General features: G+C 44.0%; 21 protein-coding genes. 14 read left to right on the forward strand and 7 right to left on the reverse strand.

Annotated features, from left to right (window positions below; genetic code table 11):
• The first annotated feature begins 64 nt into the window (after positions 1–64).
• On the forward strand, positions 65–1,975 hold the full coding sequence (locus K1X61_13760) for a tetratricopeptide repeat protein (protein ID MBX7109713.1): 1,911 nt from the start codon (positions 65–67) through the stop codon (positions 1,973–1,975).
• Between the two features lie 113 nt (positions 1,976–2,088).
• Here K1X61_13760 and K1X61_13765 read toward each other — a convergent pair whose 3' ends face one another.
• A complete protein-coding gene (locus K1X61_13765) occupies positions 2,089–3,711 on the reverse strand; it encodes an amidohydrolase (protein ID MBX7109714.1) in 1,623 nt (540 codons plus the stop codon).
• Between the two features lie 191 nt (positions 3,712–3,902).
• The gene (locus K1X61_13770; protein ID MBX7109715.1) at positions 3,903–4,865 is read right to left on the reverse strand and encodes a c-type cytochrome; all 963 of its coding nucleotides are present in this window, start codon (positions 4,863–4,865) and stop codon (positions 3,903–3,905) included.
• Positions 4,866–5,170: 305 nt separating this feature from the next.
• Between K1X61_13770 and K1X61_13775 the strand changes: the two genes are divergently transcribed.
• The 12 genes from K1X61_13775 to K1X61_13830 all read left to right on the forward strand — a co-directional run bounded on the left by K1X61_13775 (position 5,171) and on the right by K1X61_13830 (position 18,957).
• Positions 5,171–5,938 (forward strand): rhomboid family intramembrane serine protease, encoded by a 768-nt coding sequence (locus K1X61_13775; protein MBX7109716.1) that lies wholly within the window; start codon positions 5,171–5,173, stop codon positions 5,936–5,938.
• Between the two features lie 283 nt (positions 5,939–6,221).
• On the forward strand, positions 6,222–8,135 hold the full coding sequence (gene nuoL / locus K1X61_13780; protein ID MBX7109717.1) for an NADH-quinone oxidoreductase subunit L: 1,914 nt from the start codon (positions 6,222–6,224) through the stop codon (positions 8,133–8,135).
• Positions 8,132–9,601 (forward strand): NADH-quinone oxidoreductase subunit M, encoded by a 1,470-nt coding sequence (locus tag K1X61_13785; GenBank protein MBX7109718.1) that lies wholly within the window; start codon positions 8,132–8,134, stop codon positions 9,599–9,601. The genes nuoL and K1X61_13785 overlap by 4 nt, the downstream gene beginning before the upstream one ends.
• Positions 9,601–10,974 carry an NADH-quinone oxidoreductase subunit N gene (locus K1X61_13790; GenBank protein ID MBX7109719.1) on the forward strand — a complete coding sequence of 458 codons (1,374 nt, stop codon included), beginning with the start codon at positions 9,601–9,603 and terminating at the stop codon, positions 10,972–10,974. The genes K1X61_13785 and K1X61_13790 overlap by 1 nt, the downstream gene beginning before the upstream one ends.
• 388 nt (positions 10,975–11,362) lie before the next feature.
• Positions 11,363–12,847, forward strand: coding sequence for an amino acid permease (locus K1X61_13795; GenBank protein ID MBX7109720.1), 1,485 nt, complete (start codon positions 11,363–11,365; stop codon positions 12,845–12,847).
• A gap of 140 nt (positions 12,848–12,987) precedes the next feature.
• Positions 12,988–13,782: a MotA/TolQ/ExbB proton channel family protein gene (locus K1X61_13800; GenBank protein ID MBX7109721.1), complete on the forward strand. Its 795-nt coding sequence runs from the start codon at positions 12,988–12,990 to the stop codon at positions 13,780–13,782.
• Positions 13,783–13,801: 19 nt separating this feature from the next.
• A complete protein-coding gene (locus tag K1X61_13805) occupies positions 13,802–14,428 on the forward strand; it encodes a biopolymer transporter ExbD (protein ID MBX7109722.1) in 627 nt (208 codons plus the stop codon).
• Between the two features lie 6 nt (positions 14,429–14,434).
• Positions 14,435–14,983 carry a biopolymer transporter ExbD gene (locus K1X61_13810; protein MBX7109723.1) on the forward strand — a complete coding sequence of 183 codons (549 nt, stop codon included), beginning with the start codon at positions 14,435–14,437 and terminating at the stop codon, positions 14,981–14,983.
• 52 nt (positions 14,984–15,035) lie between these two features.
• Entirely contained in the window at positions 15,036–15,836 is an 801-nt protein-coding gene (locus tag K1X61_13815; protein ID MBX7109724.1) for a TonB family protein, read from the forward strand.
• 21 nt (positions 15,837–15,857) lie between these two features.
• Entirely contained in the window at positions 15,858–16,049 is a 192-nt protein-coding gene (locus K1X61_13820) for a hypothetical protein (GenBank protein MBX7109725.1), read from the forward strand.
• Positions 16,050–16,087: 38 nt separating this feature from the next.
• A complete protein-coding gene (locus tag K1X61_13825) occupies positions 16,088–17,020 on the forward strand; it encodes a substrate-binding domain-containing protein (GenBank protein MBX7109726.1) in 933 nt (310 codons plus the stop codon).
• A 26-nt stretch (positions 17,021–17,046) separates the two neighbouring features.
• A complete protein-coding gene (locus K1X61_13830) occupies positions 17,047–18,957 on the forward strand; it encodes a tetratricopeptide repeat protein (protein ID MBX7109727.1) in 1,911 nt (636 codons plus the stop codon).
• A 67-nt stretch (positions 18,958–19,024) separates the two neighbouring features.
• Here K1X61_13830 and efp read toward each other — a convergent pair whose 3' ends face one another.
• The 5 genes from efp to K1X61_13855 all read right to left on the reverse strand — a co-directional run bounded on the left by efp (position 19,025) and on the right by K1X61_13855 (position 22,549).
• The gene (gene efp / locus K1X61_13835; GenBank protein MBX7109728.1) at positions 19,025–19,591 is read right to left on the reverse strand and encodes an elongation factor P; all 567 of its coding nucleotides are present in this window, start codon (positions 19,589–19,591) and stop codon (positions 19,025–19,027) included.
• A gap of 118 nt (positions 19,592–19,709) precedes the next feature.
• On the reverse strand, positions 19,710–20,708 hold the full coding sequence (locus K1X61_13840) for a ketoacyl-ACP synthase III (protein MBX7109729.1): 999 nt from the start codon (positions 20,706–20,708) through the stop codon (positions 19,710–19,712).
• A 65-nt stretch (positions 20,709–20,773) separates the two neighbouring features.
• Positions 20,774–21,727 carry a phosphate acyltransferase PlsX gene (gene plsX / locus K1X61_13845; protein MBX7109730.1) on the reverse strand — a complete coding sequence of 318 codons (954 nt, stop codon included), beginning with the start codon at positions 21,725–21,727 and terminating at the stop codon, positions 20,774–20,776.
• Between the two features lie 97 nt (positions 21,728–21,824).
• The gene (gene rpmF, locus K1X61_13850) at positions 21,825–22,010 is read right to left on the reverse strand and encodes a 50S ribosomal protein L32 (protein MBX7109731.1); all 186 of its coding nucleotides are present in this window, start codon (positions 22,008–22,010) and stop codon (positions 21,825–21,827) included.
• Between the two features lie 2 nt (positions 22,011–22,012).
• Complete coding sequence (locus K1X61_13855; GenBank protein ID MBX7109732.1) at positions 22,013–22,549, reverse strand: DUF177 domain-containing protein; 537 nt, start codon at positions 22,547–22,549, stop codon at positions 22,013–22,015.
• 181 nt (positions 22,550–22,730) lie between these two features.
• On the opposite strand from K1X61_13855, the gene K1X61_13860 reads away from it, so the two are divergent.
• The gene (locus K1X61_13860) at positions 22,731–23,585 is read left to right on the forward strand and encodes an esterase family protein (protein ID MBX7109733.1); all 855 of its coding nucleotides are present in this window, start codon (positions 22,731–22,733) and stop codon (positions 23,583–23,585) included.
• Positions 23,586–23,608 lie beyond the last annotated feature (23 nt).

Below are 23,608 nucleotides of genomic sequence, written 5' to 3' on the forward strand. Positions count from 1 at the left end.
CACCGGCACATTGTTGAGCATTTCAGTTTTGTTTTCATACGGCAAAAAAATACCTGCCTGTGCAATGGTAAAATTTGCCGGCAGGCTGCATTTGCTTTTTCTTTTTTTGACCCTTTCCATATCAACGACGGCACAGGCTGATGTGTCAGACAGCCTCATGAATCTGATCAATAAGACTGCAGATGATTCAAACAAGGTGAAACTCCTCAATTCCCTGAGCAAGAGTCTCTTCGATGCTGATCCTGATAGTTCAGTAGCAGTAGCCGGTATATCAAAAAAACTTGCGGAGGAGATTGATTATAAACCCGGGTTATCACTTGCGCTGAAGAATATGGGCATAGGGTATTACCTGCAGGGAAAATATGTGGAAGCCATTAATTCATGGCAACAGGCACTGGAGGTTTATGAATTAACCGGCGATAAGACCGGCGTTGCCAACATGTTGAGCAATCAGGGCGCTGTCTTTTTTAACCAGGGCGATGATGCCAAAGCGCTGGAACTTCACCTGAAGTCATTGAAGATGGCGGAAGAAATAGGCGATACTTTGCGCATACTCACATCCCTCACCAACATCGGTGTGGTATATCTCAATAAACCGGCAACATATAACAAGGCGCTCGAGTATTTTTTGCGTTCCTATAAACTGAGCCTTGCGATTAAAGATCAGTACTCCATTGGTACTTCTACTGCTAATCTGGGAGAACTCTATTACAAACTCGGTGACGATTCCACCGCACTCATCTATCTTGAACAGTCCGTAACCGCTTATGAAGGCACTGAGGATTTGCCTTATTCACTTAACTATATAGGCCGCGTTTATACAAGAGAAAAGGATTTTGCAAAAGCACTCGAACATCATAAAGAGGCATTCGATATTTCCAGGAAGCTGGACACGCGTCTTGATATGACTCAATCGCTGGTTGGGATCGCACAAACATATTATGCCATGGGAGATACAAAATCTGCTATTGATGCCTATAAGCAATCACTTGACGTCGGCATTCCCTTAAATGCAGTGGCAGAGATTAAAGATGCCTATGAAGGATTGTCTTTGGCTTATGCGAAAGAGTCAGACTACGCAAATGCCTTTCATTATCAGAACCTGTTGCTGGCTATTAAGGATACTATTTACAATATCAATACCGATAAGAAACTCGGCACTTTGCAGTTCACCTTCGATCTGGAGAAAAAGGAATCACAGATAAAAATACAGGACCAGGAAATTAAAACGCAAAAAGTAGTGCGTAACGGATTCATTGGAGGTTTTACGGTGGTGTTGTTGTTTGCCGGCGTATTTTTTACACAACGCAACCGGATTTCAAAGGAGAAGAAACGTTCCGATGAATTGTTGTTGAATATCCTGCCAGAGGAAACAGCTGAAGAATTGAAAGCAACAGGAACAGCCAAGGCAAAGAGTTTTGATTCCGTTTCGGTATTATTTACCGACTTTAAAAACTTTACCCTGGCAAGTGAGAAACTGACACCGGAAGAACTGGTTGCAGAGATCAATTATTGCTATAGCGAGTTTGACCGGATCATTTCTAAGTATGGCATTGAAAAGATTAAGACTATAGGTGATTCTTATATGTGCGCAGGTGGCCTCCCCGTGCCGAATAAAACACATCCTGTTGATGTGGTATCTGCTGCCCTGGAGATGGTTCAGTTTATAGAAAATAATAAGAAAGAGCGGGTGGAAAAAGGAGAACCATACTTTGAACTGAGGCTTGGCATTCACACCGGCACCGTTGTGGCGGGTATTGTTGGTATCAAAAAATTCGCTTACGATATCTGGGGCGATACAGTCAATACCGCTTCGAGGATGGAAAGCAGTGGTGGAATCGGAAAAGTAAACATCAGCGGTAGTACATATGAACTGGTGAAAGATAAATTCACTTGTATTCACCGCGGAAAAATAGAAGCCAAGAATAAAGGGATGATTGATATGTATTTTGTGGAAGGATATGCGGCGAAATAAGACGTTGCCAGGTTGAACTGGTCACAATGGCTACAAGCCATCGGCAGATGGTTTTATCCAGCAATGAAGAAAAGCAGCACTGTCTTCTGAATCTTCAGCATTAATCCCGCAAGCTAATAAACCTTTTCACCGCCAATCCAGGTGGACAATACTATCACCTTAAATAATTGCTCATCCGGAATTTTCAGGATATCATCATCCAGCACAACAAAGTCCGCGAATTTCCCCGGTTCCAGGCTTCCTTTTTCATCCTCTTCAAAATTCGCCGCCGCAGCCCAGATGGTCATGGCATAAAGGGCTTCTGAACGTGTCAATGCATTTTTTACCTGAAATCCATCTTCCGGAAAGCCTTTCTGATCTTTTCGCACAACGGCTGCATAAAAACCGAATAATGGGTTGATATCTTCAATCGGGAAATCGCTGCCTGCTGCAATCCAGCCGTTTTCCATCATTAAATCGTGATAAGCATAAGCGCCACGTATTCTGAATACACCCAACCGGTCTGTTGCCCAGTACATGTCGCTCGTGGCATGTGTCGGTTGCACCGATGGTATGATGGTATATCGTTGAAACAATTCGAAATCATCCGGAGCAACAACCTGGCAATGTTCAATGCGCCATCGTTTGTCATTAGCGCCACCCAACACTTTGCCGTAAACATGCAGCATCATCCTGTTGGCAGAATCACCTATTGCATGAGTACACATCTGGAAACCATGTTGCAGGCAAAGCTTCGCCTGTTCTTCAAAATAAGCGACAGGATTGAGTTGAATACCGAAGGAATGGGAATCATCTGTATAGGGTTTAAGCAATAGTGCACCTCTTGATCCCAACGCACCATCTGCATAAAATTTAAACGCCCGCACATTCAGCCGGTCGGTTTTATAAGGACCGTGTTTAAAATAATAGTTTTTGTTTTCATCATTGTCGGTGAGCATGGCATATACCCGCATCATCAATTTTCCACGCTGTTGCAAGGTATCTATAATCTCTACTACATTCCTGGTCAGCCCGGCATCAGCCACTGTGGTAAGGCCAACCTTGAAACAGTTAACCTGTGCTTGTAAAAGTGCCGCTTCAATCGCTTCATTCGATGGAACAGGTATCAGCTTCGATACGGAATCCATCGCATTATCAAGCAATACACCTGTTGGCTGCCCTTCAGAAAGTATAACCTGGCCGCCTGGAATAATTGTCGAAGCATCAATATGTGCCAGGTCAAGTACTTGCTGATTCACAATGCAGGCATGCCCGTCTATGCGCTGGAGAAAGACCGGTTGATCAGGAAACAACTCATCCAGTTTTTCTTTTGATGGAAATGATTTTTGCTGCCAGTCATTCTGATCCCAGCCGCGGCCGATGATCCATCCGCTTCTGCCGGTTGCGTACTGCTGAACAGTTTCAACTACTTCCTGCCATGATTTGGTGCCGGTAAGCTGTGCCTCTGTCAAGGTGGAGCCATATCCGTAAAAGTGACAATGTGCATCTATAAAGCCCGGATAGACCGGCTTCCCTTGCAGATCAATGCTGGCTTTCACATCATATATTTTTTGAAGGTCTTCCTGTTTCCCCGTCGCCACAATTTTTCCATCTGTTACAACCATCGCATCTGCAACCAGGCTGTCTTTATTCAGTGTATAGATAATGCCATTAAAGAAAATTGTATCACCGCTTTTTTTGTGTTTGCAGGAAGATAGGAGTGATATCAGCAACAAAACAGCCAACAACTTTTGCATAGGATCAGGAGTGAGTCAAATGATTTATTCTCGAGGAACATTTTTTATTCGCAAAGAAGCAACAGGCAAAGGCATAATGACTGATATGCGACCATCTTACTGTTTACGTAATGGTTGCGAAAGCCTTCTGCAATCTGCTGAAAAGATACTTGCTATTCTTATGTTCCCGGTTGGGTTGGTTCAACCTTCCCTCAATTTGATGGATTAACGACTTTGTTGGTGATTGGTGGCAGCTGCATGAGATAAGCATAAATGGCTCTTGCTTCCTTATCAGTCAACTGAGGCAAAGGTATCATCGGCAAACTTAACTGTGTGCCGTCAGGTTTTTGTCCGTACCGAAGGCAATTTACAAATTGGTCTGCCGTCCAGCTGCCAATACCGGTTTCTTTATCAGGTGTAAGGTTCGCTGATCGCATATTCTTCCCTTCAGGATTAACGCCAACCATGTTGCCACCGCCCATAAATCCTTTGCTCAGTTCAGGGTTTTCTACATTCATTGTTTTAAAATCTGCTGAATGACATGGATAACAATCCAGCATACCGGTAACAATGTACTTACCTAAAGCAACCGGATTGGTTGTGTCAGGAGGGGCTATTGTTTGTGCCGGGAAGGACAAAGGCTTAAAAGCTATAAAGCAGAGGAACTTGGTAAGCATGGAAGGAACAGGTTGTGTATCAGGCACGGCTGTGGCAGCTACCCATGGTTCATTGGATCTTAGAAAAGCAATGATGCTGTTAAGATCATAGTCACTCATGTGAGGAAATTTAGGCATATACGGAGGTGCATAGCGCCCGGTGCGTAAAATGCCGGTACGCAAAAGCCAGGTTATTTGGCCGTCAGTCCAGTTGCCGATACCATATTCTTTATCCTGTGTTATGTTTTGAGAATAAATGGTACCAAACTGTTCTGTAGCCGGATCAGTCATGTTTCTGCCTGTAAACTTATCGGTTGCCGGATTGTAATGACAGTCTCTGCATAGCATGGAAGCGAGACGCTTTCCGTTAGCAACCATTGCTGAATCACCAGTAACTGTAATACCAGGGTCTTTTGCTTCATAATGCGGAATCCCGCGGAAATTGATGAATAATGCAAATCCAATGATGGCAAGTAATGCAATGCCAAGGAGAATTCCGATAATCTTCAGGATTTTCATGCTGCTGTGATTTTAATTTTGATTGAAAGGTTGATTCCCTAAATATAAATATTTCGCCATGAGTAAGGTCAGATTTTTTTCCACCCGCAAGCTGAAGCTGAAAGTGTGGGCAAATGCAGGCGCTCAGATAAGTCGCTGTTACAGGCTATTCTGTCAGAATATAATCATAAATTGAGATATACATGCTGATTTTTCGTGACAAGGTTGCCGGAAGTTTACCTATCCGTAAATTGGATTGATTTTATCAGCAGCGCATCATCCGGAAAAATCTGCCGGATGAAGAATCAGCAAAGTTCATCGGATTAATGGAGAATCTTACAGAAAAGGAGGCAGAGAAAAAACGTATCAGTGTCAGTATCCTGATACCGCTTTACTTTGTCAGCATCTTGTGGCTGGTCTATTTCGCAGCGTATGCTACCGGCCTCGATTTTTCATGGCTCGGAATTCTGCCCCGCACGATGAATGGTTTGGCAGGTATTTTATTTACTCCCTTTCTGCACGGCAGCTTCGGACACCTGATGTCGAACACCATTCCTTTACTCTTATTAGGGGGCGGACTCATTTATTTTTACAGGAACATCGCCTACCGTGTTTTCGCCTGGATCTGGTTAATGGATGGACTGGGAGTTTGGTTGCTTGGGCGTGAATCGTATCATATCGGCGCAAGCGGACTGGTATATGGTATGGCAGCTTTCCTCATATTCAGCGGTATACTGAGAAAAAACCGGCAATTGCTGGCATTGTCAATGACGGTGGTCTTTGTTTATGGCAGTTTAATATGGGGCATGTTTCCATTTATCCCCGATGTATCATGGGAAGCCCATTTGTTTGGTTTCCTCGCAGGCATCTACTTCTCTGTTCATTTTCTGAATGCCGGCCCGTTGAATGACCCTGTGCCCGAATGGATGGCAGAGGAGGATGCGGAAGAAGATCCGGTTAATGTGGAAATGAAAACTGAACAACACGATAGCGACGCTATGCCTGCCGGTAATGAAACAGGTGACTCCGGCCATACATTGAGAATACACTATATCTACAGGGCAAAAGATGAGGAAAAAGAAAGAGGGGACTAATGTATTGATGGATAAGGCTATTGCCTTCGCAACAGTTGAGGGATCATTTACCACACTGCTTAGCCAAAGTTTGAAGTATTACTGTTCATGAATCATTAAACCTTTTTTCATATTTTTCTGCCGGTTGAATTTTTTATTTCCAACGCGGATAACCGGCAGTGTCGGCTTTTTCATTCAGCCGAATTACTTCCAATTGCTTTTCCTGAATAAAAAAGAATCTTACTTTTGGGCGCCCTGCCGCAATAGTGCAGGTTAACCGGTAATCAACCCATCTGCTGCCTCCATGAATTCCTTTGCCTGGCTGATTCCTTTTCTTCCGCTGTTGGGATTTATCATTAACGGGTTGGGTTTTGGCAGGATATCAAAAAAAGCCGCCGCTGCTATCGGATGCGGAACTGTGCTGGCTTCATTCCTGATTGTTTGTTCCATTTTCATTCCATCTCTGTCATCACCTTATAACGAGCGAATAGACTTATACAACTGGATTGCGGCGGGAAATATCGCTGTATCATTTTCTCTGTTAATTGACCCTTTATCAATCATCATGATGATGATTGTTACCGGTGTTGGATTTCTCATTCATCTTTATTCTATCGGATACATGAAGGATGATGCGGGCTTCGGAAAGTTCTTTGCTTACCTGAACCTGTTTATTTTCTTTATGCTGCTGCTCGTGATGGGAGCAAACTATGTAATGATGTTTATTGGCTGGGAAGGAGTGGGCCTGTGTTCTTACCTGCTGATTGGTTTCTGGTGGAAAAATGAAGCGTATTCGGCTGCCGCTAATAAAGCATTTATCATGAACCGGATTGGTGACCTGGGTTTTATACTCGGCATCTTTTTGCTTTTTGTCACATTTGGAAGCAGCGATTTTGATAAGGTCTTTCCCGCAGCGTCGGCTCATGCAACAAATGATAAAGTGATTGTTGCTATAACTTTATTACTGTTTATTGGTGCAATCGGTAAGAGCGCTCAGATTCCTTTATTTACCTGGTTGCCGGATGCAATGGCTGGCCCGACACCTGTCAGTGCGCTCATCCATGCTGCAACAATGGTAACTGCCGGCATCTACATGGTGGCAAGATCCAACATTCTTTTTTCAATAGCTCCCTATTCCCTCGCTGTTGTTGCTGTCACCGGAACAGTAACAGCGCTGTTAGCCGCGTTGATTGCATTAACGCAGGATGACATTAAAAAGGTGCTCGCGTATTCTACCGTCAGCCAGTTGGGTTATATGTTTGCCGCTCTGGGATCTTCCGCTTTTGATACCGGCATATTTCATGTGATGACACATGCTTTTTTTAAAGCATTGTTGTTTCTGGGTGCCGGAAGCGTCATTCATGCTATGCAAGGCGAACAGAATATACGCCGGATGGGAGGATTGAGAAAAGCTTTACCGGTAACATCAGCAACTTTTCTGGCAGGCACACTTGCTATATCGGGCATTCCTCCTTTCGCGGGATTCTTTTCGAAAGATGCCATCCTTGCTGCCACGTATGCAAATGGAGGCCCACTATTTATTTTGCTTTCTTTGACCTCCGTGCTCACGGCTGCTTACATGTTCCGGCTCTATTTTATGGTCTTCTGGGGCGATTTCCGCGGATCACATCATCAGCAGGAACACTTGCATGAGTCTCCGCCATCTATCACCATTCCGCTGATCATACTTGCTGTTTTAGCAACTTTAGGTGGCTTTTTGGGAATGCCTGAAATCTTCAGCGAACACAACTGGATCAGTCAATATCTTTCACCGGTCTTTAGTCAGAATGTACGGTTGTTAGAACATGCAGATGCCGCGACTATCGAATGGCTCCTGGTGATATTTTCTATACTGATACTGCTTGCTGTCTGCTGGATGGCCTATCAGCGTTATGCCGTCAGGAAAGTTAACAGCACCATCAATGAAGATCAACTGCCGGTCTTTTATAAATTGTCATTTAATAAGTTCTATGTTGATGAAGTTTATAATTATGTAATTGTAAAACCCCTGGCGGCATTGGGCGATTTCTTAAATAATACGATGGAAAGAAAAGTGATTGACGGTACGGTAAACAGTTTGGGCAACTTCACGGTGTACCTCAGCTCGCAGGTGAGAAAAATACAAACCGGCAATATTGGTTTTTATGTTTTCGCAATGGTGGCAGGTATCATCCTCCTGCTGATTTATGGTCTGGCTCAACTCAATGTATTCAGATGATAGCAGCCGGACTCTTACTTCTTCCGCTACTCTTTACTTTCATCATTTTGGTGACAGCCGGCAATTACAGCAGGAATATCGCCATGATTGGTGCATTGGGCAATCTTGCCCTGGTGCTCTTTGGGTGGATGCAGTTCGACAACGGAACTACTGCTCAGCTCTATCTGAACCTTATGTGGGTTCCTTCGCTCGGCATTCAGTTTCAGATTGGTATTGATGGAATTTCTATGATATTGGTATTGCTGACCGGCTTCCTGTATCCTTTTATCATCGCAGCAACACCAAAAGCGGAAGTAAAGCATCCGAAATCATTTTATGCTTTAATGCTCACGATGCAACTCGGGCTTATGGGAGTCTTCATGGCCGGAGATGCCTTCCTCTTTTATGTCTTTTATGAGCTTACCCTGATCCCGGTCTATTTCATTTGCGCAATCTGGGGCGGCGAAAGAAGTATACCTGTTACGCTGAAATTTTTCATTTATACACTGGCGGGCAGCCTGTTTATGCTGGTGGCTATTATCTATTTATACTTCAAGACACCCGGCAATCACTCTTTCAGCATTGAGTCGTTTTATCACTTGTCGCTTTCCGCTACCGAGCAAAGCTGGATTTTTTGGGCATTCTTCCTGGCATTCGCTGTGAAGATTCCCATCTTTCCTTTTCACACCTGGCAGCCCGACACCTATACCGTAGCACCGGTTGCAGGCAGTATGCTGCTGGCTGGCATCATGTTGAAAATGGGCGTTTATGGTTTGATCAGGTTGGTTTTGCCTATCGTGCCGGATGGCGTTGCTGCTTGGGGAAATACTGCATTGGTGCTGTGTATTATCGGAATAGTGTATGCATCATTGATTGCCTGGCGGCAGCACGACCTGAAACGCATTGTAGCATATTCCTCCATGGCCCATGTCGGATTAATAGCCGCAGGCGTATTTGCCCTCAACAGTTATGGCCTGCAGGGAGCAATGATTCAAATGTTTAATCATGGGGTGAATGTGGTTGCCATGTTTTTGCTTATTGACATCATCGAAAGAAGATATCAGACCCGATGGATAGGAGAGTTGGGTGGTATAGCCGGGCAAATGAAACGGTTAAGTGTAATATTTATGGTTGTGATGCTCGGCAGTATTGGCTTGCCACTCACCAATGGATTCATCGGAGAGTTTTTGTTGCTGATGGGAATATTTTCACACAATGGCTGGATGTCGGCCTTTGCCGGATCGACATTGATACTTGGTGCGGTCTACATGTTCCGCTTGTATCGAGACGTTTTTTTAGGAGAGGTGAAGGATCATAAGATAACACCTGCTGACACGATGGGATGGGAAAACTATTTGTTGATACCGTTGTGCATCGTAATAATCTTCATGGGTTTATTTCCAGCTGTTTTACTCAATGTTTCAGCATCTGCAGTGCAGCATGTGCTGGATATTTTTAATAACGTTAATCCGGTAGTAAACGGCTGATGAATACCCTGATCACACTTTCAGCAGCAGGAATCGTAGCCATGATTGGCAGCGTGATGAAGAGCCGTTCATGGGTGCTTCCTTTCTCCATAGCGGCACTGATCATTGCTGGTTGGTTTGCCGCGATCGAATGGAATCAGAACATGATTTTATTTGGCGCAATGCGGATGGATAACTTTGCAATTGCCTTTTCTGTAGTGTGCTTTATCACGGCCACTTTTGTACTGATTTTTGACCATCAGTTGAACTATGCCAAAAACGAACATTACACGGAAGTGCACGCCATAGTGCTTTTTTCTCTTACAGGCGTATTGGTCATGGTCTCATTTACCAGCCTGCTCATGCTGTTTCTTGGTGTTGAAATATTATCACTGAGCTTGTATGTGCTCGCAGGGCTGCATAAAAGGGATTTGCTTTCTAATGAATCAGCACTTAAGTATTTCCTGATGGGATCTTTCTCCACGGGTTTTTTATTGTTTGGAATTGCTATGTTATATGGTGCCACCGGATCCTTCATGGTCAGTGATATTGCCTATTATCTTGGTTTGCATAAAGCGCAGCCCGAACCATTTGTTGTAGCCGGAATCATCATGCTCATGATTGGCCTGCTCTTTAAAGTGGCCGTTGCACCGTTTCATTTCTGGACGCCGGATGTTTACCAGGGTGCTCCGACAATGGTTACCGGTTATATGGCAACTGCCGGAAAAGTCGCGGCATTTGCAGCATTGCTGCGGCTTTTTCAGTTTGGGCTTTCACCTGCAGCAGCATCTTATCAGTCGTTAATTTCGGCAGTCGCATTGCTGACTATGTTTATTGGAAATATATCCGCATTGTATCAGAAGGGTATCAAAAGAATGCTGGCTTACTCCAGCATAGCACATGCGGGTTACCTGTTGCTGGCTTTGCTTACCGCACATGACATTACCAATGGCACTGTGCTGTTTTATTCAATCGCGTACTCCCTGGCATCATTAACGGCCTTCACCGTAGTAGCTATTCTGCAGTCGCATAAGGCGGCGGATGATGTAAGCGCTTTTAATGGGTTGCTGAAGCAAAATCCATTGCTTGCGCTGACATTTGCGATAGCTATGTTTTCCCTGGCGGGCATTCCGCCTGCCGCCGGCTTCTTTGCAAAATTTTATATTTTTTCTGCCGCCATTCGCGAAGGCTGGACGTGGATCGTGGTAATTGCGGTAGTTAATTCCTTTATAAGCGTGTATTATTATTTCCGGCCAATGATTGCTGCATTCATGATGAAGGGTCATGAAACATCTTATACACTTAGCATTGGCACGCAGGTGCTGCTTGTAGTATTAGCCGTGCTAACTATATTGATCGGTATACTTCCCGGAATGCTCACTGCATTAATCTGATACCGGTATTGCAATCCTATTCAATTTTTTCCTGCGTGATAGTAAACCTGCCGGTTCGCTTCCCGTAATGAAAGCAATTGATTTATTGCAGCACGTTTGATTTGCCGATGTATAGCATTGTACATGGAATCGGGATTAGATGGAAGCAGATTTTAGTGGCTCATGAAAGCAGGTTGAATGGCAAATTTGCCTGAGCTGCGGTTTGCCGGAAAATTCTTTGGTCTTAAAATAATTCCTATTTTGCCCCTTCACGAAAAGCGTTTCCCGGTTATAATTTTTGTAGCTGCAACAAGGTATCTTATCAGGATGGCATCAACAGAATTTCTATACCGGATTTCTTCGCAGGCTAACCAATTTGTCCTAACCACTTTTTAAACTTCGTATTCAAATGGCCAGTAAATTATTTGTTACCAAGTCAATCAGTAAACTCCTCGAGCAAGCTGACGGCTCTTCCAATAAACTGCACCGTTCATTAGGCGTTAGTCATCTCGTATTACTGGGAATCGGTGCGATCATCGGTGCCGGACTTTTCGTTAGAACTGCGGCTGCTGCGTCGGAACATGCAGGCCCCGCCGTTACGTTGTCCTATGTGCTTGCAGCAGTCGGTTGTCTTTTTGCAGGTTTGTGTTACGCGGAATTTGCCTCCAGCATTCCTATCGCAGGCAGCGCATACACCTATTCGTATGCCACATTGGGCGAGTTCATCGCCTGGATCATCGGATGGGAATTAATCCTGGAATACGGACTTGGTGCGGCCACTGTTGCAATTGCCTGGTCGGAGTACCTGAACAAATTGCTGGCACATTTTAACATGCAGATTCCTTTTCAATGGTGTCATTCACCGCTTGAAACCAGCCTTGATGGTTCAATGCATGGCATCATAAATCTGCCGGCAATCCTCATCCTGGGATTGCTTTCTATGTTACTCATCAGGGGAACACAGCATTCCGCTGCTATCAACGCCATCATTGTGATCATCAAAGTGTCAATTGTTTTGCTGTTCATCCTTTTTGGATGGTCCTTTATCAATCCGCAAAATCATATTCCTTTTATCCCACCTGCAGGAACCTATACTGATAATACCGGCGCTTCGCACAGTTTCGGTGGATTCATGGGCATCCTGGCCGGTGCGGGAACCGTCTTCTTTGCTTTCATCGGATTCGATGCTGTATCCACTGCCGCACAGGAAGCCAAGAATCCAAAACGTGACATGCCGATTGGTATTCTGCTCTCACTGGCTATTTGTACGATACTTTATATTTTGTTTTCCTACGTCTTAACAGGTGTGGCTTCGTATGAAGATTTCAGGCATGCAGGCAAGGAAGCTTCCGTTACATACGCGATTCAAACCTATATGACTGGCTATGGCTGGCTTGCCACTTTTATTACAGTGGCCATTCTTGCCGGGTTTTCTTCCGTTATACTGGTTATGCTGCTTGGACAATCGCGCGTTTTTTATTCAATGTCCCGTGATGGATTGGTGCCTAAGATTTTTTCAGATATCCATTCAAAATATCATACCCCCTGGAAGTCAAACATTATTTTCTTCTTTTTCACCGGATTGTTTGCCGCATTCCTTCCAGGGTCACTCACCGGTGATCTTACAAGTATAGGAACACTTTCCGCATTTCTGCTCGTCAGTGCCGGCATTCTTGTGATCAGGAAAACACAGCCTGACTTGCCAAGGTCTTTTCGTACACCATTTGTGCCGTGGGTACCTATTTTGGGTATTATCACCTGTGGCGCAATGATGTTTGGCCTCGACAGTTACACCTGGATGGGTTTTCTAGGCTGGACAGGATTTGGGTTGATTGTATATTTCCTGTATAGCCGCTATCACAGTATAGCACAAAAGGATGCATTAAAATCCTGATGTTTAAAGTCACAGCAGCGTAAAGCAATGAGTAGAAGCCAATTAAAATCAATTTTAAGTTTGGTTCAGTAAAAGGAAAGTTTATTTTTGCAATCGTTCTTTAAAACTCTAAAAACTTTTAACCTAAAAAATCTCTTCCGATGAACAAAAAAGGTAGTTCTTCATCTCTATTCCCCGTGTTGGTGATCATCACCTGTCTGGTGATTGCAGTGGTAATTTTCCAGTTTATTCTGGGAAATCCAGCCAACTTTGTTGACGCTGAACGTGAACGTCCGAAAGCCGGAAATATCCAGGGAATTATGTTCAAAGGTGGATTTCTTGTACCGGTTATCCTCACCATGTTGCTGATGGTTATTGTTTTCACCATTGAGCGGCTGTTGACATTGAGAAAAGCAAACGGCTCGGGCAACCTTGCCAATTTTGTAAGGAAGGTGCAATTCAATCTTGCGAATGATAACATCGCAGATGCTGTCAAAGAATGCGACCGTCAGAAAGGATCTGTGGCGAATGTGATTAAGAGCGGCCTGAAGAAGTACAGTGAGATGGCCACCGATAAAGAGTTGAGTAAAGAACAAAAATTATTGGCGATTCAGAAAGAAATAGAAGAAGCCACTTCACTTGAATTGCCCATGTTGCAGAAAAATCTCCCATTTATAGCCACCATTGCTCCCCTCGGTACACTGGGAGGTTTGATCGGTACCGTATTGGGTATGATCAGGGCATTCGCAGCTATGGGCCAATCGGGAGCAGCTGATTCTGTTGCATTATCAGTTGGTATTTCCGAAGCACTTGTAAATACAGCTACCGGTATCATTACCTCCGCACTGGCAATTATAGCATACAACTACTTTTCAAACAGGATTGACTCATTGACCTATCTGATCGATGAAGCAGGCTACAGCATTACCAACACATTTGCATCACGTCACAACTAGACTCAACTAATAAGGTCCGATGTCAAAAGTAAAAATGCCAAAAACAAGTGTCTCCATCGACATGACGCCGATGGTTGACATGGCTTTTCTGCTGGTAACCTTTTTTATTCTTACAACCAAATTTCGCCCTGATGAACCGGTTGCGGTAGTCACGCCTACTTCAACATCTACAGCTACAATTCCGGAAAAGGGAGTGGTCACCATCACCGTTGCGAATGATGGCCGGATCTTTTTTGACCTGGATAATCAGAACAGCCGTAAATCGCTCATTCAGAAAATGGGAGAGACCTACGGTATTACTTTTACAGTAGATCAGCAAAATGCCTTTGCTACAGGTTCCAGCATTGGTATTCCAATGGGCTCTATGCAAAACTTTCTTGATCTTTCCCCTGAGGACAGGAAGAAAGTACAACAACCCGGCATTCCTGTTGATTCCACGATGAATATGTCGAATGAACTGGGCGTATGGCTTATCAATGCACGTATTGCAGGAGGTAACCCTGTAATTCTTATCAAGGGCGATGGTCAATCCAATTACCCGGCAGTGGAAAGTGTCATAAAGACTTTGCAGAACAGAAAGGTGTTGCGCTTCGGCCTGATAACTTCCGATGAGGCAATGCCCGTAACCGCAGCACAATTAAAATAGAAAAAAATGGCTGAATTAGGCGAAAGTGGCGACGTCCATAAAGGCAAAGGCAAAAAAAGAGGTGGCGTAAGGGCTAAGAAAATATCTACGCGCATAGACATGACGCCGATGGTAGACCTTGGTTTTTTGCTCGTTACATTTTTTATCCTGACCACTACGATGCAAAAGCCGAAAGCGATGCAGGTGGTAATGCCGGATAAAGCGGACACCACCAAGAATGAGGAGCAATCCAAAATCCGTGAGTCGGAAGCTATGACGTTGTTACTCGGAGCCAATAACAACATATTTTATTATTTTGGAAACCAGGATCCCGTTGTAGAAGCCACCAACTTCAAAGGCATCCGCAAAATTTTGATTGACAGCTATCAGAAAGTTTTGGGATTGCAACGTCAGAACGGATGGAAACAAAACGGTGTCTACGTGCTGATCAAGCCTACTAAGGATTCCAAGTATACCAACCTGGTTGATATCCTCGATGAAATGAAGATTGCAGAGATAAAATCTTTTGCAATTGTTGACGTTACTCCGGAAGAAATGGAGATGATTCCTAAATAGTTTGTGGAAAGTTGAACTGTTTTGCATCTGAATAGATGAAAACCCTAAAAACATGGATGCGCAAAAAATTCTAACGGCAGATCTTGATGATCTTGTTTTTGAAGGCAGAAACAAAGACTACGGAGCTTACGAGCTGCGGCAGAAATATGGAAGGCATATTATTCTCGCTTTGCTTATTTCCACAGGCCTCTATCTGGTTGCTTTCGTTGCTCCTTACCTTGTCACCTTGCTTACGCCGGAACCAAAGGTTGAACCTAAAAAGGAAATAAAATATACCGAATTATCAGAGCCGCCGCCAATTGACAAGAATACGCCACCACCGCCGCCGCCCGATTTACCACCACCTCCTCCTAAAACGATTAAATTTACTCCTCCGGTAATCAAGCCTGATGAAGAGGTGAAGGATGAAGACATTCCTCCTCCTGTGGAAGAGATACAAAAAGCGGAAGTGTCTACCGTAACTGAAGTTGATCCCAACGCATCTTATGATTTCAGCGCACAGGAAACGCAGGTGGTAGAGGAAAAGAAGCCGGAGATATTCATGTATGTGGAACAAATGCCTGAATTCCCGGGCGGACAGACAGAACTCATAAAATACCTTCAAAAGAACCTGCGTTACCCTGCAGCAGCCCGTGAAAATGGCATTGAAGGGAAAGTAGTGTTGCAGTTCGTGGTGGATGAGGCAGGAAAAATTTCTGACCTGCAGGTGGTGCGTGATATTGGAGGCGGCTGCGCCGAAGAAGCAGAACGCGTTGTCAGAAACATGCCACCCTGGAAACCCGGCAAGCAAAACGGGAATGCTGTTAAGGTATATTTCAAATTGCCCGTAACCTTTAAGTTGGGTACAGAGTAGCGTTAAATAAGCTGTGCTTTCTTGAAACCGGTATTAATTGCCTTCCACCTCTTCATGATCATCTTCTATATAGGGGTGGGAGGCAGTTTGCTTTTCACCGGCTATTTCCCTGAATTAGATGGTATGGCCAGAAGTATTTTAGGTGGTGTGCTGATTGCGTTTGCAGGCTACCGGTGCTTCTTTCTCTATAAAAAACTGACAGCTTCAGGATGATGGCCTGCATTGCAACGCGGAGATTTAATTTGATTTGCATGCTCATGCTCCTCACGGGAAATGGTACCCTTTTTTCTTCCTGTAAAAACAAACCAGAGAAGTCTGCTGCTGAATCAGACACGCCTGCTACTGGCCGCATCAGGATAGTGGCAGATGAGTCATTTGCCCCACTGCTCAGGCAGGAAATCATCACTTTTACCGATATCTATAAAAATGCGGCCATTGATGCTGTATACCTGCCTGAACTGAAAGTGACCAGTGAATTTTTCGGTCATGAAGAAAACCGGCTGATGATTATTGCACGCCGCCTGATGAATGGGGAAAAACCATATTTTGAAAAGCTCGGATTAGCTCCGCGCGAAACTAAAATTGCCATTGATGCAATTGCATTTGTCATTAATAAAATGAATCCAGATTCACAATTGCAATATGAGCAGGTTTCGGATATTGTAAATGGAAAAATAACGGAATGGAGGCAAATCAATCCAAAATCTGCACTGGGCAGTATTTCCCTCGTATTTGACAATCAGCAGTCGAGTACAGTGCGGTTTCTCTCAGAAAAGTTAAGCATTGAAAAACTTGCAGCGAATGCTTTTGCAGTAGACTCGAATCCCGCTGTTATTGATTATGTGGAACAGAATCCATCTGCCATTGGTGTTATAGGCTCTGGTTGGATAAGTGATAAAGATGATACAACCACCGGAAAATTTTTAGAAGGAATTCAGGTGGTTGCCGTTTCCGCAAAGGACAACCCGGGCATTTATTATCTGCCTGAAAAACGATTTATTTATTCGATGCATTATCCTTTTCTTCGTGAATTGTTTATTATCAGCCAGGAAAAACATACAGGGCTGGGCACAGGGTTTGCTACATACGTTGCGTCTGATGAAGGACAGCGGATTGTACAGCGTGTTGGATTGATGCCGGTAGATAATGCGGTGCGCGTGATTGAATTGAAAGAACAGTTTTAGTTTTAAGGATTAAATCGTACAATACCATGAAAATTATTGCAATGGTGATGCTCCTGATGGTGAGTGTGATGGCGGCGGCTGCGCAAACAACAGAAGATGGAATAAAATCTATCGACTATGAGAATTACGGAACAGCAAAAAGGATTTTCACTCAGTTAATCCGGCAGAATCCGCTTGATGCGCGTAATTATTATTACCTGGGCCAGGCTCACAATGCCCTCGGCCAGTTTGATTCTGCACGGGTGGCCTATTCAGCCGGTGTATCTGCTGATCCGAAAAGTATTTATAATTATATTGGATTGGGCCGTGCTTTTCTCGATCAGAATAATACACAGAAGGCGAAAGAGAATTTTGACAAGGCACAGGGACTCACTTCATCGAAAGATATTTTGCAATACGTATTGCTCGCTGATGCGTATTCCGGTGGTTTGCATCCGAATTACCAGGAAGCCGTTAACGTGCTGAACAAAGCTATTACCTACAGCAATAAATCGGCTGATGTTTATTGGCAACTGGGATTGGCTTTTGAAGGCATGGGCAAAGGCGGCGATGCTGTATCCGCATATGAGAGAGCTGCGGAATTGAATCCTTCCATGGCTAAGGCTTTAATACGCGCCGGAGTTATCTGGCGGTTAGCCAGAAATTACAACCAGTCACTGGCATCATTTCAGAAAGGCCTTCAGGCTGATCAGAATTTTCCGCCTGCTTATCGCGAGATCGCCGAACTTTATTTCTACACCGGGCAATATGATAAGGCAAAGGAGTCTTATCAGAAATACCTTGACCTGGCGGATAAAGATGACTATACACAATTCCGGTATGCTCAATACCTCTTTCTCACTAAGGATTATAAAGGTGCCCTGGCAATCCTTGATCCATTGAGAGCCAAGATTGATGTTCCGGTAATGTACAGGCTATCCGCCTATTCAAATTATGAATCCGGTAACTATGAAACAGGCATTCAGCAAATGAAAGCATTTTTTGTGAAGGCTGATACGGCCAGGATATTACCGTCTGACTATGAATACTACGCGAAGTTGTTGTCTAAAACTGGTAAAGATTCGTTAGCGATTCTGAATTATATGGAAGCTATTAAACTGGATAGCACAAAGTTTCCATTCTACAATGATATCGGTGCTATTTATTTTGCCCAGAAAAGATACCTCGATGCTGCAAATGCTTATCAGCAAAAGGTAAATGCTTCGGAGAAAGATGCCACTTTGCAGGATTATTTTAACGTCGGTAAGTCAGCCTATTTTGCAAAACAATTTATGATGGCAGACAGCTCATTTGCTAAAATGTCACAGCTAAACAAACAATGGCCTATCAGCTATTTCTGGCGTGCCCGTGTTATGACTAATCTCGACAATCCTGATTCCGCCAAGGGACTCGCGGCGCCCTATTATTATGAAGTTATTGAGAAGGCAATTGTTGATACGATAAAGTATAGAAAGGAACTCATGGAATCTTATAAATACCTGGGCGACATCAATGCTTTGAATGAGAACTATGGCGTTGCACTTTATTTCTATGGGAAATACCTGACACTTGATCCCTCTAATCAGGATGTTCCCAATACAATGGAATCAGTGAAGGCACTGTATAAAAATGCTTCTGCTTCCAGTGTACCGCTCACTAAAGATGAAAATGGCCTGTACGTGATTCCGGCAACGGTCAATACTTCTTCCGTGAATATAGCATTTGACCCTGCATTTTCGGGTATTGCCGTTACGCAACAGGCTGCAGGCCAGTTTTTTGGCAGCTCCGGTAATAATGTATTGATTCCTGATCAATTGAAAATTCTTGGCCGTACGGTGAAAAATCCTAAAATTATGGTCACAGAAAATCTGCTGGCACAGTCCGTGATTGGGCCTTATGCGCTCAATCAATTCAATATCATTTTTGATTATGCAACAGGATCGTTGCTGTTGCGCTGATATTATGACCAATAAAAAATCCCGTTACTTTTCAGGTGACGGGATTTTTTATTGCCTAATGAGGAAATTACCCCTTAACTCTTTCAACATATTCGCCTGTTCTGGTATCAACCTTTACTTTAGTTCCTGTATCTACGAATAGAGGAACATGAATTTCTGCACCGGTTTCAACGGTGGCTCTCTTTAAAGGATTATTGGCAGTATCACCTTTTACACCAGGTTCTGAATAGGTGATTTCCAGCACTACGAAAGGAGGTAATTCGCACGAAAGCGGTTTGTCTGTTTCCGAATGAAAGGAGATCTCGACCTCCTGGCCCTCCTTGATAAATTCATGACCGGTAACCATATCTTCATCTAATGTTACCTGTTCAAATGTATTCTGATCCATGAAATTGTAACCACTTTCGTCTTTGTAGAGAAACTGGTATTTTCTGCGCTCAACACGAACGGGGTTTATTGTTTCGCCGGAATTCCAGGTCTGATCAATTACTTTTCCGCTCGTTACACTTTTCAGCTTTGTCCTGATAAAAGCGCCGCCCTTTCCCGGCTTAACATGCTGGAAATCTACGATAGTATACAGGTCATTCTTGAATTCAATGGTCAGGCCTTTCTTAATGTCTTGTGTAGTCGCCATGATTGGTTATTATGTGAGGAGTAATAGGTGTTCAACGTAATCGTGTGTGTCATCGTTTGGCAATTGCTGAGGTCTTAATATTGCCGAAGTCTTTATTGATAAATAAGCTGTCAAGTCCTTACTTGGCATCATATGCCCACTTCAGGTAAACCGCACCCCAGGTAAATCCTCCGCCAAATGCTGCCAGTACCAGGTTGTCACCCTTATGTAGTTTCTTTTCCCATTCCCATAGACAGAGCGGTATCGTCCCATTGGTGGTGTTGCCATACTTTTGAATATTAATCATCACTTTGCTTTCAGGCAATCCCATTTTTTGAGCTGTTGCATCAATTATTCTCTTATTGGCCTGGTGAGGTACGAGCCATGCGATATCATCAGCAACCAGCCCGTTCTTGGTCATTATTTCATATCCTACATCCGCCATTCTTGAAACTGCGAACTTATAAACCGCCTGCCCTTCCTGGTACACATAGTGCAATCGCTGGTCGACCGTTTCTTTGGAAGCCGGCATGGCGGAACCTCCGGCTTTCTGGTGCAGGTGCGTTCTGCCTGATCCATCAGAATACATGATGCAATCAAGAATCCCCAAACCGGCATTATTAGGTTCAAGCATTACTGCACCACTGCCATCCCCGAAAATGACACAAGTGGTACGGTCGCTGTAGTCTATTATCGAAGACATCTTGTCGGCGCCCACCACGATTGCTCTCCTGATGGCACCTGATTCAATCATACGTGCTGCCGTTGTAACGGCGTATAAAAAGCCGGAACATGCCGCTTGTAAATCAAACCCCCAGGCATGCTTCAAACCCACTACATCGCAAATGATGTTGGCCGTGGCCGGAAACTGCATATCAGGAGTAGTGGTGGCACAAATAAGCAGCTCAATACTGTCCGGATTGGTATTGGTTTTCTTCAGCAGACCTTGTACTGCCGCTGACGCCATCACAGAAGTGCCCTTTCCTTCTCCCTTCAGGATTCTCCGCTCTTTTATACCTGTCCGGCTGATGATCCATTCATCAGTGGTATCCACCATTCTTGACAGTTCTTCATTATTCAAAACATAGTCCGGAACATAACCCTGAACTCCTGTAATGGCAGCTGTTATTTTTGCCATAGTGTGAATGGTTTAATGAAGTTTAATTACAATCTGCAACTACAGATAAGCGGGCAGCACGCGCTTTATTCAGCCTGATGATTAATAAAGGCCTCTTTGAAGAGCTCTACAATCCGGCTTTCAATCATTTCTTTGGTCAATAGGATCATATTGTGAAATGCTGTGGCATTGCTAATGCCATGTGCCACCACAACGGGAGCATTGGCACCAAGAATGGCACTTCCCCCATAATTTTCATAATTGAACCTGTCCCAGTAAGCATCCCTGATTCCCTGCTTTTTGATCATGTCATATATTGACTCGCCGAATTTTAGAACGATGTTGCCTGTAAAACCATCGGTGACAATAACATCCGCTATATCACCAAATATATCCCGGCCTTCCACATTGCCAATAAAATGAATTTTGTTGCATTCCTGGAAAAGGGGATAAGCAGCTTGCACCAGCAGATTTCCTTTGCCTTCTTCTTCACCTATACTCAGCAAAGCCACTTTGGGGTCCTTCACTTTGTAGAGGTGTTTTGCGTAAAGAGAGCCCATAATCCCAAACTGAAGCAACATCTCAGGCTTGCAATCGGCATTAGCGCCAACATCAAGCAGGAAACCAAGCCTTTCATCACTGTGCGGCAGGAGCGTGGAAATGGCAGGACGGATAACACCTTCAATGGTTTTGACTGAATACATGGCACCTACCAGCATTGCACCGGTATTCCCGGCACTGGCAAAAGCGTCCACTTTTCCTTCCTTAAGATATTGAAATCCAACTGCAATACTTGAATTTGGTTTTTGCGTCAGTCCACGTGTCGGTGATTCCGCCATACCAATCACTTCCTGTGTATGGACAATGCTGATATTATCTGCAGCACCACCTTCATTCATAATTATGGAACTCAGCAGCGGCTCGTCGCCAAACAGCACCAGTTGTGCTGATCTCCCCAATTCCGCACCTGCACGCAACGCACCTTTGACACATTCGAGTGGCGCATAATCACCTCCCATTGCATCTATACCTATTTTCATCTGCTTTTGCTGAACTTAATTATCAATAGTCAACTGATGCTGCTCACATAATTTTCCTGCAAGCAGTCAGTTCATGAATTGCACTTCCGGCAAATTATTATTCACCTTTGGATAGAATCTTTTTCCCTTTGTAGTATAGCTCACCTTCATAATAATGAGCGCGGTGACGCGGATGGTGAACGCCTGTCGTTGGGTCAACACTGATGGTTGGAAGTTCGGCCTTATCATGTGTTCTGCGTTTGTCTCTGCGCGTACTGGAATGGCGGCGTTTCGGATTTGGCATAATTAGTTGAATTTAATTTTTGATAAATTATCCCAGCGGGGATCCTTTTTTATTTTCTTTTCAGGTCTTTGCTGAGTTAATCGTTTAAGTATTTCCTGGTTACACGGTTTCTCACCTTTTAAATTGTCACAATTAATCCTGTTCAGCGGAATACTGAGGTTGATAAACTCATACATCAATTGCGAAACATCCAAATGCGAATCGGAACGGTTGATGTAGACAACATCTGCCATGGAATCATCCTTTTCAGCAACAGAATGCGGATCAAATTTCACAACAATGTGATAATCTTCATCAATCGGAAACATTAATTCTGCCGCACACCTGTCACATGGCAGTTTTACCCAACCACTAATCATGAATTTCAGCAGAAAAAAAGAGGTTTCCTTGTCAAATTCAAGCTTCACTTCCAGGTTACCTTCTTTCACCAGCGAATCCTCAAACAATGCAAAGAAATGGTCGTCAATAGGGAAAGTAAAATGATTAATGCCTGTCTTTAACCCTACAAATGCGATCTCGTATTGCCTGAGCGGATCCACCCACTACCCACCTGATTTTTTAAGATGGACGGCAAAAGTAAGTAATTAGGGTGGAATATAATAATGAAAGCAGGTGATCGGAAACGTTGATTCACATGATGGAGATCCCGGCTGATCGGGCGCGAAAACGATAGTATGTGGATACTCGATTTCCAATAGTGCTGAAAGAATCTCTATACTTGTGGCTGAAATAGCAGACGTGTTATTAAAGGGAAAAAACATATTCTCACCCTACCGGGTAGAAAGGTTGCCGGATATTTATTCGCTTTATCTGAAGCGCGTGGTGGTGGTGGATGTCTTCATCCCACCTTCATATTATACTTCGCGCAAAAGGTATCCCCTGCTCGTATTAAATGACGGACAGGACAGCGATGCTGTAAGGGTGCGGAGTACCCTTAGCCGTTTAACCCGTGCCAATGAAATGCGCGACATCGTGGTCCTTGGCATTCACGCCGGCGACCGTATGCATGAATATGGAATTGCCGCACAGGCCGATTACCGGAAACGGGGTAGCAAGGCAGGATTATATACTGATTTCCTGATCGAAGAGTTGCTGCCGCTGATAACACGATCATTCAGGGTAGATCCGCTGCATATTGACAATGCGATTGCCGGATATTCACTCGGAGGCCTGTCTGCATTTGATATTGCCTGGAATCATGCTGATCTATTTAAAAAGGTAGGTGCATTTTCAGGTTCATTCTGGTGGCGCAGTAAATCATATTCAGGAGGATACCATGATGACCGCGACCGGATTGCCCATGCGCAGATAGCTGATGGATTATACAAACCCGGGCTGAAATTCTGGTTTGAAGCAGGAACACTTGATGAACGTGCCGACCGCAACAACAATGGTATTATCGATTCAATTGATGATACGCTTGATCTGATCGTGGAACTGACAAAGAAAGGTTACCGCCCGTTTAAAGACATTGAATATGTTGAGATAAAAGGCGGTCATCACAATCAGAAAACCTGGGCGAAAGCAATGCCGCAATTTCTGAAATGGGCTTTTGGTACCGATGCTAATAGCTAGCCTGTTTGGTTTCAGGAGTTTCT

The organism is Chitinophagales bacterium (assembly GCA_019694975.1).
Lineage (GTDB): Bacteria > Bacteroidota > Bacteroidia > Chitinophagales > UBA10324 > JACCZZ01.